Origin of the sequence: Streptomyces albireticuli (assembly GCF_002192455.1) — a bacterium.
GTDB lineage: Bacteria > Actinomycetota > Actinomycetes > Streptomycetales > Streptomycetaceae > Streptomyces > Streptomyces albireticuli_B.
On the sequence record NZ_CP021744.1, the window covers coordinates 2,450,672 to 2,470,424 of the forward strand.

A 19,753-nucleotide genomic window follows, 5' to 3' on the forward strand; every position below is an offset into this window, starting at 1 on the left:
ACCGTCACTCAGGGTTGTCCGCGAGCGATCTCGCCGCCCGGGCGCAGTGGGCGAGGGCCGCACGGGCATATGCGGGCGAAGCACCCGCGAGCCCGCACGCGGGGGTGATCACCACGGACTCCGCGAGGGTCCCCGGCGACAGCCCCAGCCTGCGCCACAGCGTCCTGACACCCATGACGCTACCGGCAGGGTCTGACAATGGGCCGTCCACACCGGGCACCACACCGACGAAGAGCTTGGTGCCCGCCTCCACGGCCTCACCGACCGCCTCTTCCTCACGCTCGGTGAACAGCGAGAAGTCGAAGGAGACGCCCTCGACCCCGGCGCGGCGCAGCAGCGCGAAAGGCACGCCGGGGGCGCACGAGTGCACGACGGGGGACGCACCGGTGGCCGCGCGCGCCACGTCCGCCAGGTCGCGCAGGGCGCCCTCGACGACGGCGCGGTCGACAGCCCGGTAGGTGCGGTAGCCGCTGGCGGTGCGCACCCGGCCGGACAGCACGGCGGTCAGCGACGGCTCGTCCAGCTGGAGCACCACCTTGGCGCCGGGCACCCGGCGCCCGACCTCGGCGAGGTGCTCGCGCAGCCCTTCGGCGAGCGAGGCGGCCAGGTCCCGGCAGGCCCCGGGGTCACCGAGCGCCGCCTCGCCGCCGCGCAGCTCCAGGGCGGCGGCCAGCGTCCAGGGGCCGACGGCCGAGACCTTGAGCGTGCCGTCGTACCCCTGGGTGAACTCCTCCAGGGCGTCGAGGTCCTCCCCCAGCCAGGAGCGGGCCCGCTTGGTGTCGCGGCCCGGGTGGTCGCCGATCCGCCAGCCGCTGGGCTCGACGCGGGCGAAGACGTCCACCAGCATCCCGGCGGTCCGTCCGATCATGTCCGCGCCGGGCCCGCGCGCGGGCAGCTCCGGGAGGTACGGCAGGGCCTCCAGCGACCCCGTGACGGTCTTCACGGCCTCGCGGGCGTCACCACCGGGCATCGAACCGATCCCGGTGGCGGCCCCCGCGCCCCAGCTCACGTTGCTCTTCTCGCTCACCCAGGAAGAGTACGAGACGACGGCCCCGCTCTCCCTCCCACGGCCTCAGCGGCCGGGGCGGACCGTCAGGTCGTTGATCTCCGCGTCGCGCGGCAGGTCGAGCGAGAGCAGGATGGTCTTCGCGACCGACTCCGGGTCGATCCACTTCGAGGCGTCGTACTCCTTGCCCTCCTGCTGGTGCACCTTCTCCTGCATCGCCGTGGCCGTGCGGCCCGGGTAGACGCTGGTGACGCGGACGCCGTTCTCGTGCTCCTCGGCGCGCAGCGAGTCCGCGACGGCCTTCAGGCCGTGCTTGCTGGCCGCGTAGACACCCCAGTTGGCGTGGGCGTGCATGCCGGCGCCGGAGTTGACGAAGACGACGTGCCCGTGGGCGACCCGCAGCTGCGGCAGGAAGAGGCGCGTCAGCTCGGCGGGGGCGATGAGGTTGGCCGCGAGCGTGTGGTTCCAGGCGCGGGTGGACAGCTCGCCGATCTGGCCGAGGTCGCACACGCCCGCGATGTGCAGCAGCGAGTCGACGTGGTCGGGCAGGGTCTGCTGGGCGAGGGCCCAGGCGATCCGGTCGGGGTTGCCGAGGTCGGCGACGAGCGTACGGGCACCGGGGAACCGCGCGGCGAGCTCCTTGGCCCGGCCGGCGTCCCGCGCGAAGAGGTACAGCTCGTCGCCGCGCGCGAGCAGGTGGTTCGCGACGGCCTCGCCGATGCCCGAGCCGGCGCCGGTGATCAGGTGTGTTGCCATACCCCCACCATGCCCTACCGCACTCCGGCCGACTCCTCCAGGTAGGCCAGCGCGCCCACCCCGTCCTCGGCGAAGAACACCAGGTCGGTGAGGGGAAGCGGCAGGAAGCCCTCGGCCTCCATGCGCTGGAACTGCTGCTTGAGCCCGTCGTAGAAGCCCGCCGTGTTCAGCAGGACCACGGGCTTGCCGTGCATGCCGTGCTTCTTCAGCTCCAGGATCTCCGTCGCCTCGTCCAGCGTGCCCGTGCCGCCGACCATGATGACGACGGCGTCGCCGCGCGCGAGCAACCGCGCCTTGCGCTCGGCGAGATCCCTGGTGATCACCATCTCGTCGGCGCCCTTCCGGGCCTTCGCCGCGAGGAACTCGACCGACACCCCGACCAGCCGGCCGCCGCCGTCCTGCACGCCGTCGGCCATCACCTTCATCAGCCCGGACTCGGAACCTCCCCAGACCATGGTGTGCCCGCCCCGGCCGATGAGCGCGGCGAACTCGCGGGCGGGGGTGGTGTAACGGTCGTCGAGGTCGGCGGCGGAGCAGAAGACGGTGATGTTCATACGGGCCACCGTACGCCGTCGGACCCACCGCCCCCATCTGGCCTGATTTGGGTGTTCTGCTGTCAGGGTTAGGGCCCCGTTCGGTTGCGGGTTCGTCACAGACAGCGGCCTGGTTTGGCGGCTTGTAAAGCCGTTGTTAGCCTGACGTGCGCTCGTCAAGCGAGCATGAATTCAAGCCACTTCTCGGGGGAGTTCTTCAGCGTGAAGCTTCGTCATGTCCGCGCCGCCGCGGTATTCGCCATTGCAGTAGTCGCTCTCACCGGTGCGCGCGGCAGCCACGGCGGCAGCTGCGGCGGCGGTGGTTCCAGCCACAGCAGCAGCTCGTCCTCCTCCGGCGGCAGCACGTCCGGGGGCACCAGCGGTGACAGCACCGGCGGCACCTTCGGCGGCTCGACCACGAGCGGCGGCACGACGAGCTCGGGCACGACCAGCGGCACAACCTCCGGCACCACCGGTGACTCCACGACCTCCGGCGGCTCCTCCACGCTGGGCTCGTCCGGCGGCAGCCGCAACAGCGCGATGCGGGACATCAAGATCGTCGACTGCGCGTACACCGACCGCCTCGGCATCACGGCGAAGCTGAGCGCCACCAACAGCAGCTCGACGACGACCTACGACTACCGCCTCACGGTGAAGTTCACCGGCCCGGACGGCGCGCTCCTGTCCACCCGCAACCCGTCGATCATGTGGGTCGGCCCGGGCAAGACCAGCAACCTCGACGTGTCGACCCCGTACGTCCCCAAGCCGGGCGGCCCGACCAGCGGCGGCAAGTGCGAGGTCACGAACGTCACCCGGACCGTCAACGGGCGCTGACGACCGCGCCGCGCGCCACGCGCCCCGAGAGACGACGCACCCGCCGGGCAGGCCGCCCGGCGGGTGCGGTGCGTCCGGGGCGGCCCGCCGACGGACGAGCGGGGGGAATGTGCCGCTCAGCGGGCAGCACCCCGCCAGAGGAGCGGTTCCACCTCCGCGAACCACCGCTCACGCCGGTCGGCGTCCGGGAGGGCAAGGCGCACCTGCCGACGGAATGCCGCGCCATGGCCGGGCACCCGCAGGTGGCAGAGCTCATGGATGAGGACCAGGTCCACGAGGGCGGGCGGGAGCTGCATCACCGCCCAGTGCACCAGGATCACCCCGTCCGGGCCGAGAGCACCCCACCGGTGGCCGAGATCGCGCGTCATCACCGCCTTCGGCGCCACTCCGACCCGCAGCGCGAGCGGCGGCATGCGCGCCGCCAGCCAGCGGTCCCCGAGACCGCTGTACCAGGCTGCGAGCCGCTGGGCGCCGACATCGGCTGTGGCAGGGTCGGGCAGCTCAAGCCAGCCCTGATAGAGCCGGACCTTACGAGCCTGCGCACCACAGACCAGCTTCAGCCGATGGTTGCGCCCGAGGTAGGGGAAACCGGTCCCACCGACCAGTTCCTTGACCGGTTCCGCGGGACGGCGTAGCCGACGTCTGACCTCCTCGGCCAGACGTGGCAGCCTGGCCCGTACGGCGTCGGCCACGGCCCGCGGGTCGGCGTCCGCCGGCACGGCGAAGACCACCCCGCCGTCCGGTGAGATCTCGATGCCCAGCGTGCGCCGCCGCGGGCGGACAGCGACGCTCCACGTCCACTCCCCGGGTACGGGGAGTGACGCGATCGCCTGCTGGACCGAAGTACTCACCGGTCATTCCTAGCACCCGGGTACGACACCCGGGTGCCAGGCTCAGCGGCCTGTCTGCCGGCCGTATCGCACAAACTCCGGGTGCCGCTCCACCGCCAGCTCCACCAGGAGGCTCGACAGCGGACCAGTGTGATCCCAGTCCATTGCCAGCTGGTCCTCCAGATAGTTCCGCAGCTCCCGGCCCACCCGGGTCCGGGTGTCGCTCAGCCTGACGAAGTCGGGGGACCGCACCAGCCCGGCCATCTCCACGGTGAGCTCACGGGCCGCCTGGATCAGGTCGACGCCCGGAGGGAGATCCGGCCCACCGGTCCGCTCGAACTCGGCACGGAGCAGCCCGTGGACCGGCTGTTCCGTCCAGGGGTCGAGGCCGGCGTCCCCACCCTCCCCTGCCCCGGCGGCGGTGACATCGCTCACCAGGTCGGCCATCTCGGCGGCCGCCCGCTCGAAGTCCTCACCCATCTGCCGGACGATCTCCTCCAGCCGGTCGCTGAACCTCTGGTACCGGGGACGGTCCGAGGCCAGGCTGGCGGTGATGCGCATCCGGAGCGAGCTGGTCATGTACGAGACCCTGGCCCGGGGATCCCGGTTGGCGTTGACGCGCTCCATGAAGTCCGAGTCGGTCAGTTCCACGGACGGAACCCGCTCGTGGATCTCCGTCACCAGCAGATGCCGCGAGATCAGCTGCCGCACCTTCGCCCCGTAACGACGCGGGCTGAACTCGTCCCGGCCGTCCAGGTAGCGGCGCCGAGCCAGGTACTGCGTCTCGCCGAGGAGACGCGCGATGTCCTCGTAGGCAAGTGCGGTGGGCAGTGGCAGCACCGCGTTGAGGGCGGTCAGGAAGTCCCGTACGAGTTCGTCGAACTCACCACGGAGGAGCGGGTCGGCGAGGGCCTCCAGCAGATCCTCGCGCCGGGCCTCGTCACTGAGGGAGGCGATGCCCTGTGCGCGCAGGAACGCGGTGACCTGGCGGTGCAGGTCGGTCAGCAGCGCTTCGGCGGCGGCGTCCGCCTGGAGCAGCATCCGGTCCCTGGTGGGCTGGGTGCCCTTGTGGTCCGGGTCCAGGTGGTCGAAGGACACGTCGTATCCATAGACCGCGCGCAGGTCGGCCTGGTCGTACTCAGCGAGGGACCGCGCGAGCTCGGGACCGATGCCGATGTAGTCGACGACCTGGCCCCACTCCTTGTTGGTGTACGGGCGGTTGGTGCGGGCGATCGCCTGCAGCAGCCCGGCGCCGTAGAGCGGGCGGTCGAGGTACAGGGTCTGTTCGACCGGGGCGTCGAATCCGGTGAGCAGCATGGACTGGACGACGAGGAACGCGATCGGCTCGCCGTCTTCTTCCGCTCCATCCATTTCTTCCGTACCAGCGTCCGGGGTCGTCGGTGCGTCTTGCTCCCAGGGGTCACCCGCCGAGTCTCCGTACACACCTGCCGCCGGCGCCCCGTGGGTCACCGCCTCCCACGCCGGATCGACCGCCGCCGCGATGAGGGGGTCGCCCAGCCCTTGCTTGAAGCGCTCTATGTGGGTGTCCTGGCGGGTCTTCTGCGTCCAGGGCTGCCAGTCATCGGGGTCCTTGCGTTTGCCGGGCTGGGCCTTGGAGATCACAACGGCCGCGTCGATCGACGCGAGGACGTGCCGGTGGCCCAGCAGGAAGAGGAGCTCACGCTCCGCAGGGGTGGCGTTCTCCTCGGCCATGGGGTCATGCCTCAGATCGGCCTCGATCGCGTCCAGGTCTTCCAGCAGCCGGTCGCGGGCCTCGAGCAGGGCCACACGATAGTCGACCGCCGCACGCCGCGACACCGCGACCACCTGGGCGCCGAACCGGTCCGGAAGCCCCGTCCTCGCCCAGTGCCGCAGCATGTGATCGGCCTTCGCGGCTATGACGGCGGGCGCCTCCAGGACCTCCTTACGGCGGGCGAATTTCCGCAGCACCCGGCTCCGCTGTTCGGGGTCCTCAGGGACCTCTTCGTCGAACTTGGCGTCAAGCGCGGCCTTCTCGATCACTTCCAGGGGCACGTTGTGCGCTTCGTAGCGCACGGGGACGACCGCACCGTCCCGCTCCGCGTCGCGCAGGGTGTAGGTGTCGGCGAAGGAACCGAAGATCTCCTCAGTGGTCTTCCTGTCTCCGCTGAGGATCGGGGTGCCGGTGAAGCCGATGAAGATGGCGCTCGGCAGCATGGCACGCAGCCGCGTGTGCTGCCAGGTGGCATGCGACCGGTGGGCCTCGTCGATCAGCAGCACGATGTCGGAGCTGTCGTTCACCACCAGGTTGTGGACGTGGAGCTCCTCGCCCGGCCGGTGCCCGAGCGACTCCTCACGGCCGTCGTCGGCCGTGTCGTCCTTGCGCGCCTTCTGGATCATCACCAGGACGACGTCCGGGACGTCCACGGCCAGCTGCTTACGCGCGCCCGTGACCGTACGGGCACGGTGCACTGTCTCACCGGTGGCGGCGAGGCTCTCCCGGATCTGCTTCTCCAGGTCCAGCCGGTCGGTGACGACGACGACCTTCTGCCCGGACAGCTTCCGGTGGGTGCGCAGGTAGCGCACCAGGAACGCCATGGTCAGGCTCTTGCCCGAACCCTGGGTGTGCCAGATGACGCCACCCCGGTGCCCGGGGTCCTCACCGGCGGCGAGAGCCTCACGCCGGTCGAGGATGTTGCGCGCGAGCACGTGCACGGCACGGAACTGCTGGTACCGGCCGACCACCTTCACCGTGCGGGAGCCCCGACCGGTCTCGGTGGTGAAATCCCGGACCAGGGTGAGGAGGTGGGACGGCCGCAGTACGCCGGCGACGAGGATCTGCTGGGCGGTGAGTTCCCGGCCCTCGGGTACCCCGATCTCCTTCCGGACCCAGTCCTCCCCGGTGGGCACCACCGTGCGCCACGGTGCGAACCTGAACTCATCCTCACCGGAAGGTGCCACGGTGCGCCACGGCGCGAAGTGCTTCGGCTCGGCTGTGATCGTACCGATCTCGGCGTGGTCACGGTCGGTGGCCACAAGCACCTGCGCGAACCGCGTGAACTCGGCAACCGCGAACGGGGACTCGACGCCCGCGTAATCCAGCACCTGCCCGACCGCGCCGTCGAGCGCGCTCCGGCTGTCCCTCCCCTTGGTCACCGGCGCCTTGCACTCGATGATCACCCAGGGCAGACCGTTGACGAACAGCACGATGTCCGGGGTCGCGGGCTCGCGCTTGCTTCGCTCCACCCGGAACTGGGAGACGGCGAGCAGGTCGTTCCCTACGGCGAAGTCGCCGTCCCAGTCGACCAGCCGGATGTACTCCGGATCGCCCTTCGTCCAGCCGGGGACGGTGCGAGCGTTGATCCCATCGCGCAGCATGCGGGTCACTTCGAGGTTCCCGGCCACGCCGTGCCCGGTCGGCCCCTGACCATGGACCCGTCCGTGGAGGAGGGCGAGCAGGTGGTCCAGCTGCGCGTCGGTGAGCCAGGTGCCGTGGCCGCTCGGGCCCGGGTTGATACGGGCCACGGCGGTGCGGAAGCGCTTCGCGTAGACCACTTCGGTGAAGTAAGCACGCTCGGAGTCGGCCGCGTGGTTGGCGGGAGCACCCGGCGAGGCACCTTGAAGGTGCTCCCAGCCCATCGCGACCAGCTGTTCGATCAGCGGTCGCTCGACCTTGTCATACTCCGGCTGCGCCATCACCGGTCTCCCCACCCATAGCTGTCCGGCCCCCGCCCGCACCCTCCAGGAGGGCGCAGAGGAACTTTACCTGCGGGTGAGAAGAGACCAGGGTGACGGACGTACGGGGTTACCCTGCCATGGCTGTCGGCACCCCCGGCGGCGGCGCGGCGTCCAGGGACAGCTCGAACCAGATGGTCTTACCGGTGGGCGTCAGCAGGAGGTCGCCCAGGAGACAGCCACCCCACGCGTCGGCGACCCGGTCGAGAATCCGGAGCCCCCGGCCCCGGTGCGCGTCGGCGGCGGGCATGGGGAACAACGCGTACACCGGGAACTTCGGGCTGACGTCGGAGACGCCGACCCTCAGCACGGGGTGCGTCCAGCGAAGGCAGACCGTGGCGGGACCCTTCGCGTACCGGACGGAGTTGGTGGCGAGCTCCGAGGTCAACAGCACGGCGGACTCGATGAGTTCACCCAGGCCGTGCGCGTCGAGGATCGCCCGCAGGGTGATCCTCACGATGCCGGGCCCACGGGGGTCGCGGGGGAGGGTGAGCTCGTACTGCCAGGGGTCGGTGAAGGGGATGGGGGTGGGTGTGGAGCGCGGCGGGTGGGAGTGGGGGGTCCGTTCCAGCAGCGGGTTCAGGTTCACGCGGGCACCTCCATGTGCGGCGGCGTGAGGGGTGGGTGTGTCGGATGCGGTGCGGCCACGCGTCCGGCGCCGGACGGTGTCGTTGCCGGTCCGAGCCGTACGGGTGGGTACGGGCGGACGGGTGCGCTTCCGCAGGCGGATGCCAGGCGAGTGGCTTGGGTCACACCGTAGGGCATTGCAACTCACACGTGAGTCAACTTTCACGAATTAGTGAACAACTGACGGACTCACTAGACCCGTTGCGCAGGCCACTGCCAGACTGTACGCGCGCACAAGAGAGGACCCATGGCCCCACGGAACGCCCCCACCGGTCGCCAACGACGTTTGGCGGCCGAGATGCGCCGCCTGCGTGAACAGGCCGGCGTCTCCATCCAGGAAGCGGCCGCAATGCTCGGCGCGGACCGCACGATGATCTCCAACATCGAGGCAGGCCGGACCGGACTGAGTGGAGACCGCGTCCGCCAACTGGCTTGTCACTACAAGTGCCCGGACACCGCGTTGATCGATGCCCTCGCGGCAATGGCGGGCAGCCGCAGGACGCGGCCATGGTGGGACGAGTACCGGGGGAAGCTGCCTGATGGACACCTCGACGTCTCGGAGATCGAGCACTACGCCGCCCGGATCCGAACCGCCCAAACTGTGCACGTACCCGGCCTATTCCAAACGGAAGATCACGCGCGGGCCATCTTCGAGTTCACTGTGCCGAAGCTTCCACGCCTTGAAGTGGAACTGCGAGTCGCGCACCGTATGAGTCGCCAAACCGTCATTACGGGCGACAATCCCACGCCGTACACCGGCATCATCCATGAGGCAGCACTTCGATTGGAGTTCGGCGGGCGAGACGTGGCCCGAAAGCAGCTGAACTATCTGGCAGAGGCAGCAGATCGAACCAACGTCACGCTCCGGGTCATCCCCTTCAGCGCAGGAGGGTTTCCCGGCGCAGATCAATCAATCCTCTATACCGAGGGCCCCGTTCCTCAGATTGACACTGTGCATTTGGACACCGCGTTGGGTGCCCAATTCATTAACGCCCCGACACCACTTGCCAACTACCGTGCACTCTTGGACCTGATGGAAAGTTCCGCACTGCCGCCCGACGCATCGCAGAGTTTCATCCGGTCCATCGCACTCAACTTGTGAGAGGACCGAGAAAATGGCCGAGTGTGGCTGGCAGCGATCGACATTCAGTGGGGGTGGCGGAAACAACTGCGTCGAAATCGCGGCGGCGGGCAGCGGGATAGTCATCCGCGAAAGCGAGGCCCCGGACCAGAACATCACGACTGACCGGGGCATGCTCAGTACCCTACTCATAGGCATAAAAGCGGGCAGGTTCAGAGGACCGGCGACATGACGTCATCCATCCTGGATCATCCTTGAGGGACGCGGGCCCGACCACTGAGAAGGTCGTCAAGGAGACCTTGTCGCACTGCTCGCAACTTAGCGATCTGCCGCCGCACGCTATCCATGCGCATCCGGCTGGATGCAACCGCCGCAGTCACCCGCTGCTGTTCCTGGATAGCGACGTTTGGCACAAGCAATCGCCGGATCGCAGCCTGACTGATGTTCTTCATACTGCCGCTCGTACCCGTTGCCTCTGCCTTGATTTGATTTCGCACACCTGGACTCGCCAGGGCCATCTGAATGAAGGAAGACTCGGCCATCGACTCGTTGGTCACAAGCCTCAGAGTCTTATCGCTGAGCATGAGGCGCGGCGGTGCCGACTGCACGACACATGCCAGACCAACCAGGTCCTCGGTGTTGGCTCGCGTCATGAGCAGATCGCCCGTTTGGACCTCGTAATGAGGGTTGATCAGCCCAGCATCACGAACAACCTTGTTCTCGCGAGCCTCAAACCAGCCACTCTGCACCGCGCTGACCTTAAGAACTCCCCATTCGCCCTCTCCTGCCGGGACATTCTCGGCCGCTGGACTCTTGCCGGTCTCGATGCGATACAGCCAGCTCTCCAAGGGCACACAGTCCTGTGCCCCGGCCAGCGACTGCTCAACGAGGGCAACCTCGACTGTCCGAAGCTTGGTGCTCACCCGTTCCAACGCAGTGATCCGCCGCTCGATCGCGGCATGGGCGGCCACTACCCGATGCTGCGCGACCAGTGGAATGTACGGAACTTTGAGTCTCTTGACTTCCGATTGCGGCAACTGGAACTGACCACTCGTACCACGCATAGCGCCATGAATCTGCCGCCGCACACCCTCTGATCCGAGCAACAAACCAAGGAAATTTGGGTTAAGCCTTGCACGATCTGGCACGAGTCGGAACATAAGGTCGGACAGAATAAGTCGAGGTCGCACATGCTTCACAACATGCGCTGCACCCACCAAGGACTTCGCTCCATTGACTCGCACCATGAGTACATCGTTGGCACTTACTTCCAATTTCGCATACCCAGCGCCCCATGACGGCAACCGCTTAGCCTGCTCAGGAACAAACCGCCCTGTGGTTAGGGCACCCAGACGTAGAACGCCCCACTCGTCATTTGTCGGCGATTGCGCTTGCGCTGGCACAGCTGTACCAACTTCGATGTACTGCAAGAGCTCACCGAGCTGCACCTCACCGCTCATAGCCGAGCTCCCTCAGCTGCTTACCAAAGTCGCTGACCGCCCCCGCGCTCTCCCTCTCCAGCTCCTCCAAGGACACCGCGTACTTCTCCGCCCAACGACGGAACACCGCCACCAGCTCCCGCCGCCCCGACGCAACGGCCGCGTCCAGACGGCCGGACAGGTCATCGTCCAGAACGGTCAGAACGACGCGCTCCGCGCCGCCCTCCTCCGCCTTCGTCACGTCCGCCGCGGCGAGCAGGTCCTTCAGGAACCGCTCGTCCAGAGCCTTCCGCTTCTTCGAGGCAGCCGTGCGCTCCTTCTTGCGCGCGGCTACCGCCTTCTCAAGGCGCGCGAGCTCTTCGGGAGTGACCGGCGTGCGCTCCACGGCCTCGCCCTCACCCTCGTCCTCATCGGCATCCGCATCCGCATCCGCATCCGCATCCGCGCCGTCCCCCACGCCCTGCGCCGTCCCCAAAGCCTCCACCGCCGACTTGTACGCGGCGTCCGCCAGCCCAAGCGCCTCGTCAGCCCGGGCCACTTCCTTCAGGAACTCCGGAATCAGCACCCGCACCACCGGCTGGTCCATCGCACGCCGCCGGTCCGCACCCGTGACACTCGTCTTCTTGCGCCCCTTGACGGTGGTGCCGTCGTCCTGCGGGACCGCCGGCTCGACCATCGCCTCCACCGAGTCGACCCAGCCGTCGAGCACCCGCTCGTAGCCGCCCGCCGCCAGTGCCTTGAGGTCGTACCGCGCTTCCGTCCACCAGTCGGCGACGATGCCGGCCGTCGTGTACTCGTCCAGGACGTTCACCGCTCCGACGGCGTCCTTGAAGCCTTCGAGGAGGCGACCGCGCAGCACCATCAGCCGCCCGTTCTCCGCCAGCGCGGCGAAGAGATCGGCCTGCCCGGCCCACCACTTCTCGTACGCGGCACGCAGCTCCGCTTCCTTGGCCGCAGCAAGGGCCGGGATGCGCTCGGCGGTGACCTCCGGGCCCTCCGGGAGGAAGTCGACGTAGTCGGCGTCCCCGTCCCGCTCCGCGAACAGCTCCGCCGGGTCCACCCCGTACGCGCCGAACAGAGCCGCCCGGGCCGTCACCTCGGCCTTCGGCACACCGCCGTACAGGTGCGCCCGTACGTCCTGCGGCTCTGCAGGCGGCGAGTTGTCGACCCAGCGGCGGATATTGAGGTTCGCGTCGGCGGCCAGGAGGACGTCCCTGTCCACCACCCGCGAGTAGCCGGGCTCCGCGCGCCACCCCTGATACACGGTGACGATCTTCTCGATGTGCTCCGGGCCGAGCTGGTTCTGATTGCTGGCCGCCCGGTAGTCGCGGTCGGCGTTGATGAAGAGGACCTGCTTCTCGCGGTCCTTCGACTTCCGGCCCGGGCGCCGGAGCACCAGGATGCAGCCGGGGATGCCGGTGCCGTAGAAGAGGTTCGGGCCGAGGCCGATCACAGCCTCGATGCAGTCGTCGGCGAGCAGCCGACGGCGGATGTCCCGCTCCTTGCCGGCGCGGAAGAGCACACCGTGCGGCATGACGGTCGCGGCGACGCCGCGTTCCTCCAGCACCGCGATCATGTGCTGGACGAACATCAGGTCGGCCTTCTTGCCGCCCTCCGGTGTCCACTCCTTCATCCGGGTCCCGTGGCGCTGGTCCGCGTCGGCGACCTGCTCCGCGTCGTAGTTGAGGGAGAACGGAGGGTTCGACAGCACCTTGGTGAACGTACGCAGCCGCCCGCCCGCCGTCAGGTGCAGCGGCTCGGCGAGTGTGTCGCCGTGCTGGAGGTCGAACTCCCGGATGCCGTGCAGCACCATGTTCATGCTCGCCATGGACCAGGAGGGGCCGTTCTTGTCCTGGCCGTTGACCGAGAGCTCCCGCGGATCACCGCCGTGCTCCTCCACGTGCTCCTTGGCGGCGATCAGCATGCCGCCGGAGCCCGAGCACGGGTCGTAGACCGTGTCTCCCGGCTGGGGATCGACGAGGCGGACCATCATCCGCACCACCTCGCGCGGGGTGTAGAACTCACCACCACGCTGGCCGGCGGTGTCCGCGAACCGGCCGAGCAGGTACTCGTACGCCGCACCGAGCATGTCGGGGAACTCGAAGTCCTCGTTCCGCAGCCGGTAGAGGCTGAAGTGGCGGATGAGGGCACGCAGCTCGTTGTTGGTGAAACGAGGCTTGTTGCCGATGATCTCGTTGAAGGTGATGTGGGCGGCGACGCCTGTGAGCCGTTCGTTGGTCTCCTGGAGTGCCACCAGCGCCTGGTCGAGCCGCTCCCCCACCTTGTCGGTGAGCATGGAGATGCCGAGCGCGGGCTCACCCGGCTGCCCGGGGTCGGCGTGCGGACCCTTCCACCAGCGGGCCCGCGGCGGAACATAGAAGACCGAGGGGTACTTCTCGGGGTTGTTCGCGCGGGCGAGCGCCTTCTCCACGTCACCCGTGCTCTTGAGTGCCGCCTCGTACACCCGCTCCCACTCGGGCTGGAACTCGTCCGAGGAGCGCTTGAGGAACAGCATCCCGAAGATGAAGTCCCGGTACTCCGAGGCGTCCATCCGCCCGCGCAGGATGTCCGCGGCGGAGAAGAGATGCCGTTCCAGCTGGGGCAGTGTGATTCTGGCCACGCACCGGTCCTTCGTACGCCGTGGGGATTCGGAAAGTCTCCGGGCAGCGTAATCGGGTCACGGCCTCATACGGAAACCGATCGCCACGGTCAGTAGGAGTCTTCGGTGGCGATCTCCAGATCGGCAAGAAATCTCCATACGTCACTGGACGGGTCCCGCTTCAGCGGGTCGCAGTCGGCCGCGTGGCCGGTCCGTGTGCGCCATGTCTCGTACGACTCGGGTGCCGTCTCACCGGAGGACCCGGCATCGGCTCGCGCCGCCTTCGACGCGGCGAGAAGATCGTCCGCCCGCTTGGGCGAGCAATCACCATGCGGACAGGAGGTAACGAGTTTCCGCGCGTTGCGCACGGCGTTGCGTATCGGCGCCTGCTCCCTCCCCCTCGCTTCCCTCATCAGAGCTTCACCCCTGCCACCACCGAGCCCCTTGCCCCGGTCACCGGACGCCTTGTCGTACTCCTTGAAGCCGTCGGCCTTCGGGTGGTTGCGTAGCTGTTTGATCACCTCGGCGTCCCGCCCGTTCTCCTGACTCGTGAACGGCCGGAAGTGCAGCAGCAACCATATTTCGAACGAGGGATGGGACAGCGCCACATGTACGCCGTTTTCGGACGCCTTGCGCATGGCTCGGGGGATTTCCGTGTCCCTGTTGTCCTCCGCGTCGCGGTCGAAGAAGGCCCACTTCTCGCAGTCCTGGTCCCCCTTCTTCTCCGCTTCGGACAGTACGAGATCGACCACGGCCTCGGGCCGCAGCCCATTAGGATTACTGGGCTCGCACACCTTGAGGTGGAACTTCTCCCGACCCGGTCGGTCTCCGAAGGTCTTGTTGATCAGGCGGAAGTACTCAGGCTCGGTTCTCGCGCCCTCGCCGGCCACGTAGATCACCCGGACCGACTGATCACCGTACGAGTCAACAGTGCGGCGCAGCTGCCCGCCGCCCGTCGGGCGTCCACGACGACGACGGCCGCCGGCCTGCTCCTGGTCCCGGTTTCCCCTGCTCACGCCGTCGCCTTCAGCTCTTCTTCGAGCAGGGCGATCCCCCGCGCGATGTCACCCGCGTCCAAGCGAGGTGTACCGCCGTAGTGACCGTGCAGATAGCGGCGTTCCAGATTGTCGTCCTTACGGGCCTTCCTGGCGGCCGTCAGCGGGTAGAGGGCCGTCTCGCCGGTGCTGTTCTTGAGCGTGAGCCACACCTGGTCCCTGTCCAACGGGCGCTCGGCCACCGAGGGGCCGAGAAGGGTGGCGTCGTGGGTCGTGAAGACAAGCTGGGCGCTCTTCGGGTTCGCCACCCGGTCCTGGAACAACCGGATGACCTCCGCCGCGAGGAGCGGATGCAGGCTCGAATCAAGCTCGTCGGCGAGGAGCACGCCGCCGTTCTTCAGAGCGGTGAGGAGCGGACCCAGGAAGGCGAACCACGCGTGCGTGCCGAGTGACTCCTGGCGCAGGAAATCCAACGGCCGCTCGGAGCCGTCCGGGGACCGGTGCAAGAGCTGGAGCTCACCGGTGTCCGGGTCGGTCGTCACTTCGCTGATACCGAGGTCCGCGGCCTTGAGGAGAGTGTTGAACCGTTCACGCAGCTCGTCGTCGGTCCGCTTGGGGTCGGCCAGGAGGTCCCGGGTCCATTCCGTACGGGCCGGGACGTCGGCTCCGGAGGTGACCAGCCAGAGGTTGTCGAGGAACCAGCGGTGCACCGCCGAGAGCTGCGGATGGTTCATAGCCGCGGCGACCGTGAGGAAGAGAGCATTGGGCCGGGTGAGGGAGACGAAGGTGTCCTTGGGGCCGCGCAGCCCCGTGCCCTTGAAGTGGAATTCCCCCCCTCGTCGTCCGACCGGCCGGCTTCCCGGTCGAACCACACCTGGCGGCGCCCGGAGGGATACGCATGGAGCCACTCCGCCTCGACGCGCTCGTCCGAGAGCTCGAAGCCGTAGGTGAAACGGGTGGGGTTGCGGACTCCCAGCAGCAGTTCGACCTCGAAGAGGCTGGTCTCCTCGCGGGCGGCGGGATCTAGCGCGTAAGGCTCGCGCTCCGCCACGCCGGAGTCCTTGCTCCACTCCGCGAAGGACTCCCGGACGGCCTTCCGCATGAATCGAAGCGCCGACAGCACATTTGACTTGCCCGAAGCGTTGGCTCCAAAGATGCCAATTGCGGGGAGCACCGAGACAGTCTTGCCGTCCGAACGAAGATCCGTCTCGCGACCCGTCTTCCCATTGAACTCTGTCGCCACCAGCGACAGCTCTTGTTCTTCACGGATCGACCGGTGATTGGCCACGCGGAAGCTGAGCAGCACGGCTGAACCTCCCTACGAGGCGGAGCCTCGATAGCCGCCTAACGCTCTTACGTACGGGTAACCCTCACCAGACACCCTATGGCGTGGTTCAGCGATGCGCCAGACACGCGTCAACCAGAGGTGACCACTCCGGCAACCGCCCGCTCCGTGGTCGCGATCGTCGCCGAGCCGACCACGCGGGTGCCGTCGTAGAGCACGATCGCCTGGCCCGGGGCCACGCCGCGGACCGGCTCGGTGAAGCTCACCCGCAGCTCGCCGCCGACCAGCTCGGCCGAGACCTCCGTCTCGCCGCCGTGCGCGCGCAGCTGGGCGGTGTACGTGCCGGGGCCGGCTGGGGCGACGCCGCACCAGCGGGGCTTGATCGCGGTGAGGGCGGTGACGTCCAGCGCCTCCACCGGGCCGACCGTCACGGTGTTGTTCACCGGGGAGATGTCCAGGACGTAGCGCGGCTTGCCGTCCGGGGCCGGGTGCCCGATGCGCAGGCCCTTGCGCTGGCCGATGGTGAAGCCGTACGCGCCCTCGTGCGTGCCCACCTTGGCGCCGGACTCGTCGACGATGTCGCCCTCGGCGGTGCCGAGGTGCTTCGCCAGGAAGCCCTGGGTGTCGCCGTCGGCGATGAAGCAGATGTCGTGGCTGTCCGGCTTCTTGGCGACGGCCAGGCCGCGCCGCTCCGCCTCCGCCCGGATCTCCTCCTTGGTGGTGAGCGTGTCACCCAGGGGGAACATCGCGTGGGCGAGCTGCTTCTCGTCCAGCACGCCGAGGACGTAGCTCTGGTCCTTGGCCATGTCGCTCGCGCGGTGCAGCTCACGGCTGCCGTCGTCCTTCAGGACGACCGTCGCGTAGTGCCCCGTGCAGACCGCGTCGAAGCCCAGCGCGAGCGCCTTGTCCAGCAGCGCCGCGAACTTGATCTTCTCGTTGCAGCGGAGGCACGGGTTGGGGGTGCGGCCCGCCTCGTACTCCGCGATGAAGTCGTCGACGACGTCCTCGCGGAAGCGCTCGGCGAGGTCCCAGACATAGAAGGGGATCCCGATCACGTCGGCGGCGCGGCGGGCGTCGCGCGAGTCCTCGATGGTGCAGCAGCCGCGGGCGCCCGTACGGAAGGACTGCGGGTTCGCGGAGAGCGCGAGGTGCACGCCCGTCACGTCGTGCCCGGCTTCGGCGGCGCGGGCGGCGGCGACGGCGGAGTCGACGCCGCCGGACATGGCGGCGAGCACGCGCAGTCCCTTGCGGGGGGCCGTGGGGTCGGGGGCACCGGGGAAGCCGAGGGATTCAGTCATAGCGTTACCAGGGTACGGGGTGGCCGGCGGCGGGGGTGCTGGCCGGTGCGGGGGCCTGCCGGCGGGGGCCGGACGGCGGTGCGGGGCCGGGTGGGCCCTGCGGGCGGCTTTGTCCCCGCCCCGCCCCTTCCCGAACCGGGGGCAAGCCCCCGGGCCCCCGGTTCCGCGCTCCGCGCGGCGGCCTCAAACGCCGGCCGGGCTGGATCGCGTACAGGTCGTCCTTTAGCCGAAGGCCCGGGGCCGCGCCCCAGGAAAGCGGAGCGGCCGCGTGCCGCCCCGCCCTCTAGCTCAGCCCCGCCGTGCGCGCCCGCTCGACCACCGGGCCGATCGCGTCGGCCACCGCCCGTACGTCCGCCCGCGAGGACGTGTGTCCGAAGGAGAACCGCAGGGTGCCCCGGGCCAGGGCCGGGTCCGTGCCCGTGGCGAGGACGACGTGGCTGGGCTGGGCCACCCCCGCCGTGCAGGCGGAACCCGTGGAGCATTCGATGCCCCGCGCGTCCAGGAGGAGCAGCAGGGAGTCGCCCTCGCAGCCGGGGAAGGAGAAGTGGGCGTTGGCGGGGAGCCGGCCGGCCGGGTCGGGGTCGCCGCCGAGGACGGCGTCCGGGACGGCCGCGAGGACCGCCTCGATCAGCTCGTCGCGCAGGGCGCCGGCCTCCCGGGCGTGCGCCTCGCGGCGCTCGGCGGCGAGGGTGCCCGCGACGGCGAACGCGGCGACGGCCGGCACGTCGAGCGTCCCGGAGCGCACGTGCCGCTCCTGCCCGCCGCCGTGCTGCACGGGAACGGGCGTGTACTGGCGGCCCAGCAGCAGGGCGCCGATGCCGTAGGGGCCGCCGACCTTGTGGCCGCTGACGGTCATGGCGGCGAGGCCCGAGGCCGCGAAGTCGACGTCGAGCTGGCCGAAGGCCTGCACCGCGTCGGCGTGCACGGGTATGCCGAACTCCGCCGCCACCCCGGCCAGTTCACGGACCGGCATGATCGTGCCGATCTCGTTGTTCGCCCACATCACCGTGACGAGGGCGACGTCGTCGGGGTTGCGGGCGATGGCCTCGCGCAGGGCGTCGGCGTGCACCCGGCCGTAGGGGTCGACCGGGAGGTACTCGACGGTCGCCCCCTCGTGCTCGCCGAGCCAGTGCACGGCGTCGAGGACGGCGTGGTGCTCCACGGGGGAGGTGAGGACGCGCGTACGTGCCGGGTCGGCGTCCCGGCGGGCCCAGAACAGGCCCTTGACGGCGAGGTTGTCGGCTTCGGTGCCGCCCGAGGTGAACACCACTTCGCTGGGCCGGGCGCCGAGCGCCGCCGCGAGCGACTCGCGCGACTCCTCGACGGTACGGCGGGCACGGCGGCCCGCGGCGTGCAGCGACGAGGCGTTTCCGGTGAGGGCGAGCTGGGCGGTCATCGCCTGCACCGCCTCCGGGAGCATCGGGGTGGTGGCGGCGTGGTCGAGGTAGGCCATGGTGCGCACGATTCTACGAGCTGGGGGGCGGGAGCGTACCGGGCGTTCCCGGTCTGCCGGGGACACGGCCTCCGGCGGCTCTTTCCCCTGCCCGCCCCTTCCCGAATGTCCTCAAACTCCCCCAGCTACCGCTGGGAGGTGCCCCCGGACGGGCTGATCTCAGCCCGTCCGGCGTTTGAGGACACCGCGCGTCAGCGCGGCCGGGGTCCGGGGGCCTGCCCCCGGTTCGGGAAGGGGCGGGGCGGGGACAAGCCCGCCGCAGGCGCACCCGCCCGCTCAGACCTCCCGCCCCCGCCGTACAGCTCCACCGTCCGCGCCGCCACCGCCGCGAGATCCTCCCGCACCTCCTCCGGCGCGAGGACCTCCACGTCCGGGCCGAAGGACAGCAGCTGCCGCGCCGCGCGGGCCTCCGGCAGGAGAAGCTCGACGGTGGCCGGGTCGCCGTCGGAGGGCGGGCCGGCGAGCTGGTAGCCGGCGATGCGCAGGAACATGTCGAGCCGGGCCCGCCGCACCGTCGCCGTCACCCGGAACTCCGCCGGGCGCCGCTCGACCCGGCGGCGCAGTTCCTCCCACGCGTCCGCCAGTTCCACGCCGGGCCGGTGGCGCACGGGCCGGTCGGTGACCGTCACGGCGGCCACCCGGTCGGCGCGGAAGAGCCGCGGCCGTGCGCGCCGGTCGGCGACCAGGTACCAGACACCGGCCTTGGCCACGAGCCCGTACGGATCGACGGTGTAGGTCCTCGGTTCGCTCTCGCCGCCGTGGCGGTAGCGCAGCCGCAGCCGCCGGTCGGCGAAGACCGCGGCGTTCAGCTCGTCCAGCCGGACCTCGGCGGCCGGGCCGGTCAGCCAGCGGACGGGGTCGACGAGGATGCGCCGGCTGGTGGCCTCGGCGGCCGGGCGGTGCGGGGCGGGCAAGGCGGCCATGACCTTGCGCAGCGCGGAGCCGAGGGCCCCGTCGAGGCCCAGGTCGGCGTGGGCGCTCCGGGAGGCGAGGACGAACAGGGCCCGCGCCTCGTCGGCCGTCAGGCCGGTGACGTCCGTGCGGAAGCCAGGGAGCAGCGCGACGCCGCCGTGCCGGCCCCGCTCGGCGTAGACCGGCACGCCGGCCGTGGAGAGGGAGTCGATGTCGCGGTAGATGGTGCGGACGGAGACGTCGAGGCGCTCGGCGAGCTCGGCGGCGGTGACCCGGCCCCGGGTCTGGAGCAGCAGCAGTATCGACAGCAGACGGTCGGATTTCACCCGCCAAGGATGGCCCGGAAAACCTGACGGCCGTTGTCAGGTTATGGCGGGATGCTCGGCACACG

At 69.6% G+C, this 19,753-nt stretch carries 18 protein-coding genes; 3 read left to right on the forward strand and 15 right to left on the reverse strand.

What is annotated here, in order from left to right; translation table 11 throughout:
• Positions 1-4: 4 nt before the first annotated feature.
• The 4 genes from SMD11_RS10150 to SMD11_RS35410 form a co-directional block, all read right to left on the reverse strand.
• Positions 5-1,027, reverse strand: a complete 1,023-nt coding sequence (locus tag SMD11_RS10150; protein ID WP_087926140.1) for a methionine synthase — start codon at positions 1,025-1,027, stop codon at positions 5-7.
• Between the two features lie 45 nt (positions 1,028-1,072).
• Entirely contained in the window at positions 1,073-1,762 is a 690-nt protein-coding gene (locus SMD11_RS10155) for an SDR family oxidoreductase (protein ID WP_087926141.1), read from the reverse strand.
• 14 nt (positions 1,763-1,776) lie between these two features.
• Complete coding sequence (locus tag SMD11_RS10160) at positions 1,777-2,316, reverse strand: TIGR00730 family Rossman fold protein (RefSeq protein ID WP_087926142.1); 540 nt, start codon at positions 2,314-2,316, stop codon at positions 1,777-1,779.
• 212 nt (positions 2,317-2,528) lie between these two features.
• Positions 2,529-2,846: a hypothetical protein gene (locus tag SMD11_RS35410; protein ID WP_159395276.1), complete on the reverse strand. Its 318-nt coding sequence runs from the start codon at positions 2,844-2,846 to the stop codon at positions 2,529-2,531.
• Between SMD11_RS35410 and SMD11_RS35415 the strand changes: the two genes are divergently transcribed.
• Positions 2,836-3,129, forward strand: a complete 294-nt coding sequence (locus tag SMD11_RS35415; RefSeq protein WP_159395277.1) for a hypothetical protein — start codon at positions 2,836-2,838, stop codon at positions 3,127-3,129. The genes SMD11_RS35410 and SMD11_RS35415 overlap by 11 nt on opposite strands.
• A gap of 116 nt (positions 3,130-3,245) precedes the next feature.
• Here SMD11_RS35415 and SMD11_RS10170 read toward each other — a convergent pair whose 3' ends face one another.
• From SMD11_RS10170 to SMD11_RS10180, 3 genes are all read right to left on the reverse strand, one after another.
• Positions 3,246-3,980 carry a M48 family metallopeptidase gene (locus SMD11_RS10170; RefSeq protein WP_087926144.1) on the reverse strand — a complete coding sequence of 245 codons (735 nt, stop codon included), beginning with the start codon at positions 3,978-3,980 and terminating at the stop codon, positions 3,246-3,248.
• 42 nt (positions 3,981-4,022) lie between these two features.
• The gene (locus SMD11_RS10175) at positions 4,023-7,634 is read right to left on the reverse strand and encodes a type I restriction endonuclease subunit R (RefSeq protein WP_087926145.1); all 3,612 of its coding nucleotides are present in this window, start codon (positions 7,632-7,634) and stop codon (positions 4,023-4,025) included.
• A 109-nt stretch (positions 7,635-7,743) separates the two neighbouring features.
• Positions 7,744-8,262, reverse strand: a complete 519-nt coding sequence (locus SMD11_RS10180) for an ATP-binding protein (RefSeq protein WP_234365982.1) — start codon at positions 8,260-8,262, stop codon at positions 7,744-7,746.
• A 285-nt stretch (positions 8,263-8,547) separates the two neighbouring features.
• Between SMD11_RS10180 and SMD11_RS10185 the strand changes: the two genes are divergently transcribed.
• Together SMD11_RS10185 and SMD11_RS10190 are read left to right on the forward strand one after the other, a co-directional pair.
• Positions 8,548-9,402 (forward strand): helix-turn-helix domain-containing protein, encoded by an 855-nt coding sequence (locus SMD11_RS10185; RefSeq protein ID WP_087926146.1) that lies wholly within the window; start codon positions 8,548-8,550, stop codon positions 9,400-9,402.
• Positions 9,403-9,415: 13 nt separating this feature from the next.
• Positions 9,416-9,613 carry a DUF397 domain-containing protein gene (locus SMD11_RS10190; protein ID WP_087926147.1) on the forward strand — a complete coding sequence of 66 codons (198 nt, stop codon included), beginning with the start codon at positions 9,416-9,418 and terminating at the stop codon, positions 9,611-9,613.
• A 16-nt stretch (positions 9,614-9,629) separates the two neighbouring features.
• On the opposite strand, the gene SMD11_RS35420 is transcribed toward SMD11_RS10190, so the two are convergent.
• From SMD11_RS35420 to SMD11_RS10225, 8 genes are all read right to left on the reverse strand, one after another.
• On the reverse strand, positions 9,630-10,841 hold the full coding sequence (locus SMD11_RS35420; RefSeq protein ID WP_159395278.1) for a hypothetical protein: 1,212 nt from the start codon (positions 10,839-10,841) through the stop codon (positions 9,630-9,632).
• Positions 10,831-13,440 (reverse strand): type I restriction-modification system subunit M, encoded by a 2,610-nt coding sequence (locus tag SMD11_RS10200; RefSeq protein ID WP_087926149.1) that lies wholly within the window; start codon positions 13,438-13,440, stop codon positions 10,831-10,833. Before SMD11_RS10200 ends, SMD11_RS35420 begins: the two co-directional genes overlap by 11 nt.
• An 89-nt stretch (positions 13,441-13,529) precedes the next feature.
• Positions 13,530-14,435 (reverse strand): RloB family protein, encoded by a 906-nt coding sequence (locus SMD11_RS10205; RefSeq protein ID WP_087926150.1) that lies wholly within the window; start codon positions 14,433-14,435, stop codon positions 13,530-13,532.
• Complete coding sequence (locus tag SMD11_RS36320; protein WP_234365983.1) at positions 14,432-15,148, reverse strand: AAA family ATPase; 717 nt, start codon at positions 15,146-15,148, stop codon at positions 14,432-14,434. The genes SMD11_RS10205 and SMD11_RS36320 overlap by 4 nt, the downstream gene beginning before the upstream one ends.
• Positions 15,145-15,720 carry an AAA family ATPase gene (locus SMD11_RS36325; protein WP_234365984.1) on the reverse strand — a complete coding sequence of 192 codons (576 nt, stop codon included), beginning with the start codon at positions 15,718-15,720 and terminating at the stop codon, positions 15,145-15,147. The genes SMD11_RS36320 and SMD11_RS36325 overlap by 4 nt, the downstream gene beginning before the upstream one ends.
• 110 nt (positions 15,721-15,830) lie before the next feature.
• On the reverse strand, positions 15,831-16,997 hold the full coding sequence (gene mnmA / locus SMD11_RS10215; RefSeq protein WP_087926151.1) for a tRNA 2-thiouridine(34) synthase MnmA: 1,167 nt from the start codon (positions 16,995-16,997) through the stop codon (positions 15,831-15,833).
• A gap of 283 nt (positions 16,998-17,280) precedes the next feature.
• The gene (locus SMD11_RS10220; RefSeq protein ID WP_087930398.1) at positions 17,281-18,450 is read right to left on the reverse strand and encodes a cysteine desulfurase family protein; all 1,170 of its coding nucleotides are present in this window, start codon (positions 18,448-18,450) and stop codon (positions 17,281-17,283) included.
• Between the two features lie 191 nt (positions 18,451-18,641).
• Positions 18,642-19,688 carry a helix-turn-helix transcriptional regulator gene (locus tag SMD11_RS10225; protein ID WP_087926152.1) on the reverse strand — a complete coding sequence of 349 codons (1,047 nt, stop codon included), beginning with the start codon at positions 19,686-19,688 and terminating at the stop codon, positions 18,642-18,644.
• Between the last annotated feature and the right edge of the window lie 65 nt (positions 19,689-19,753).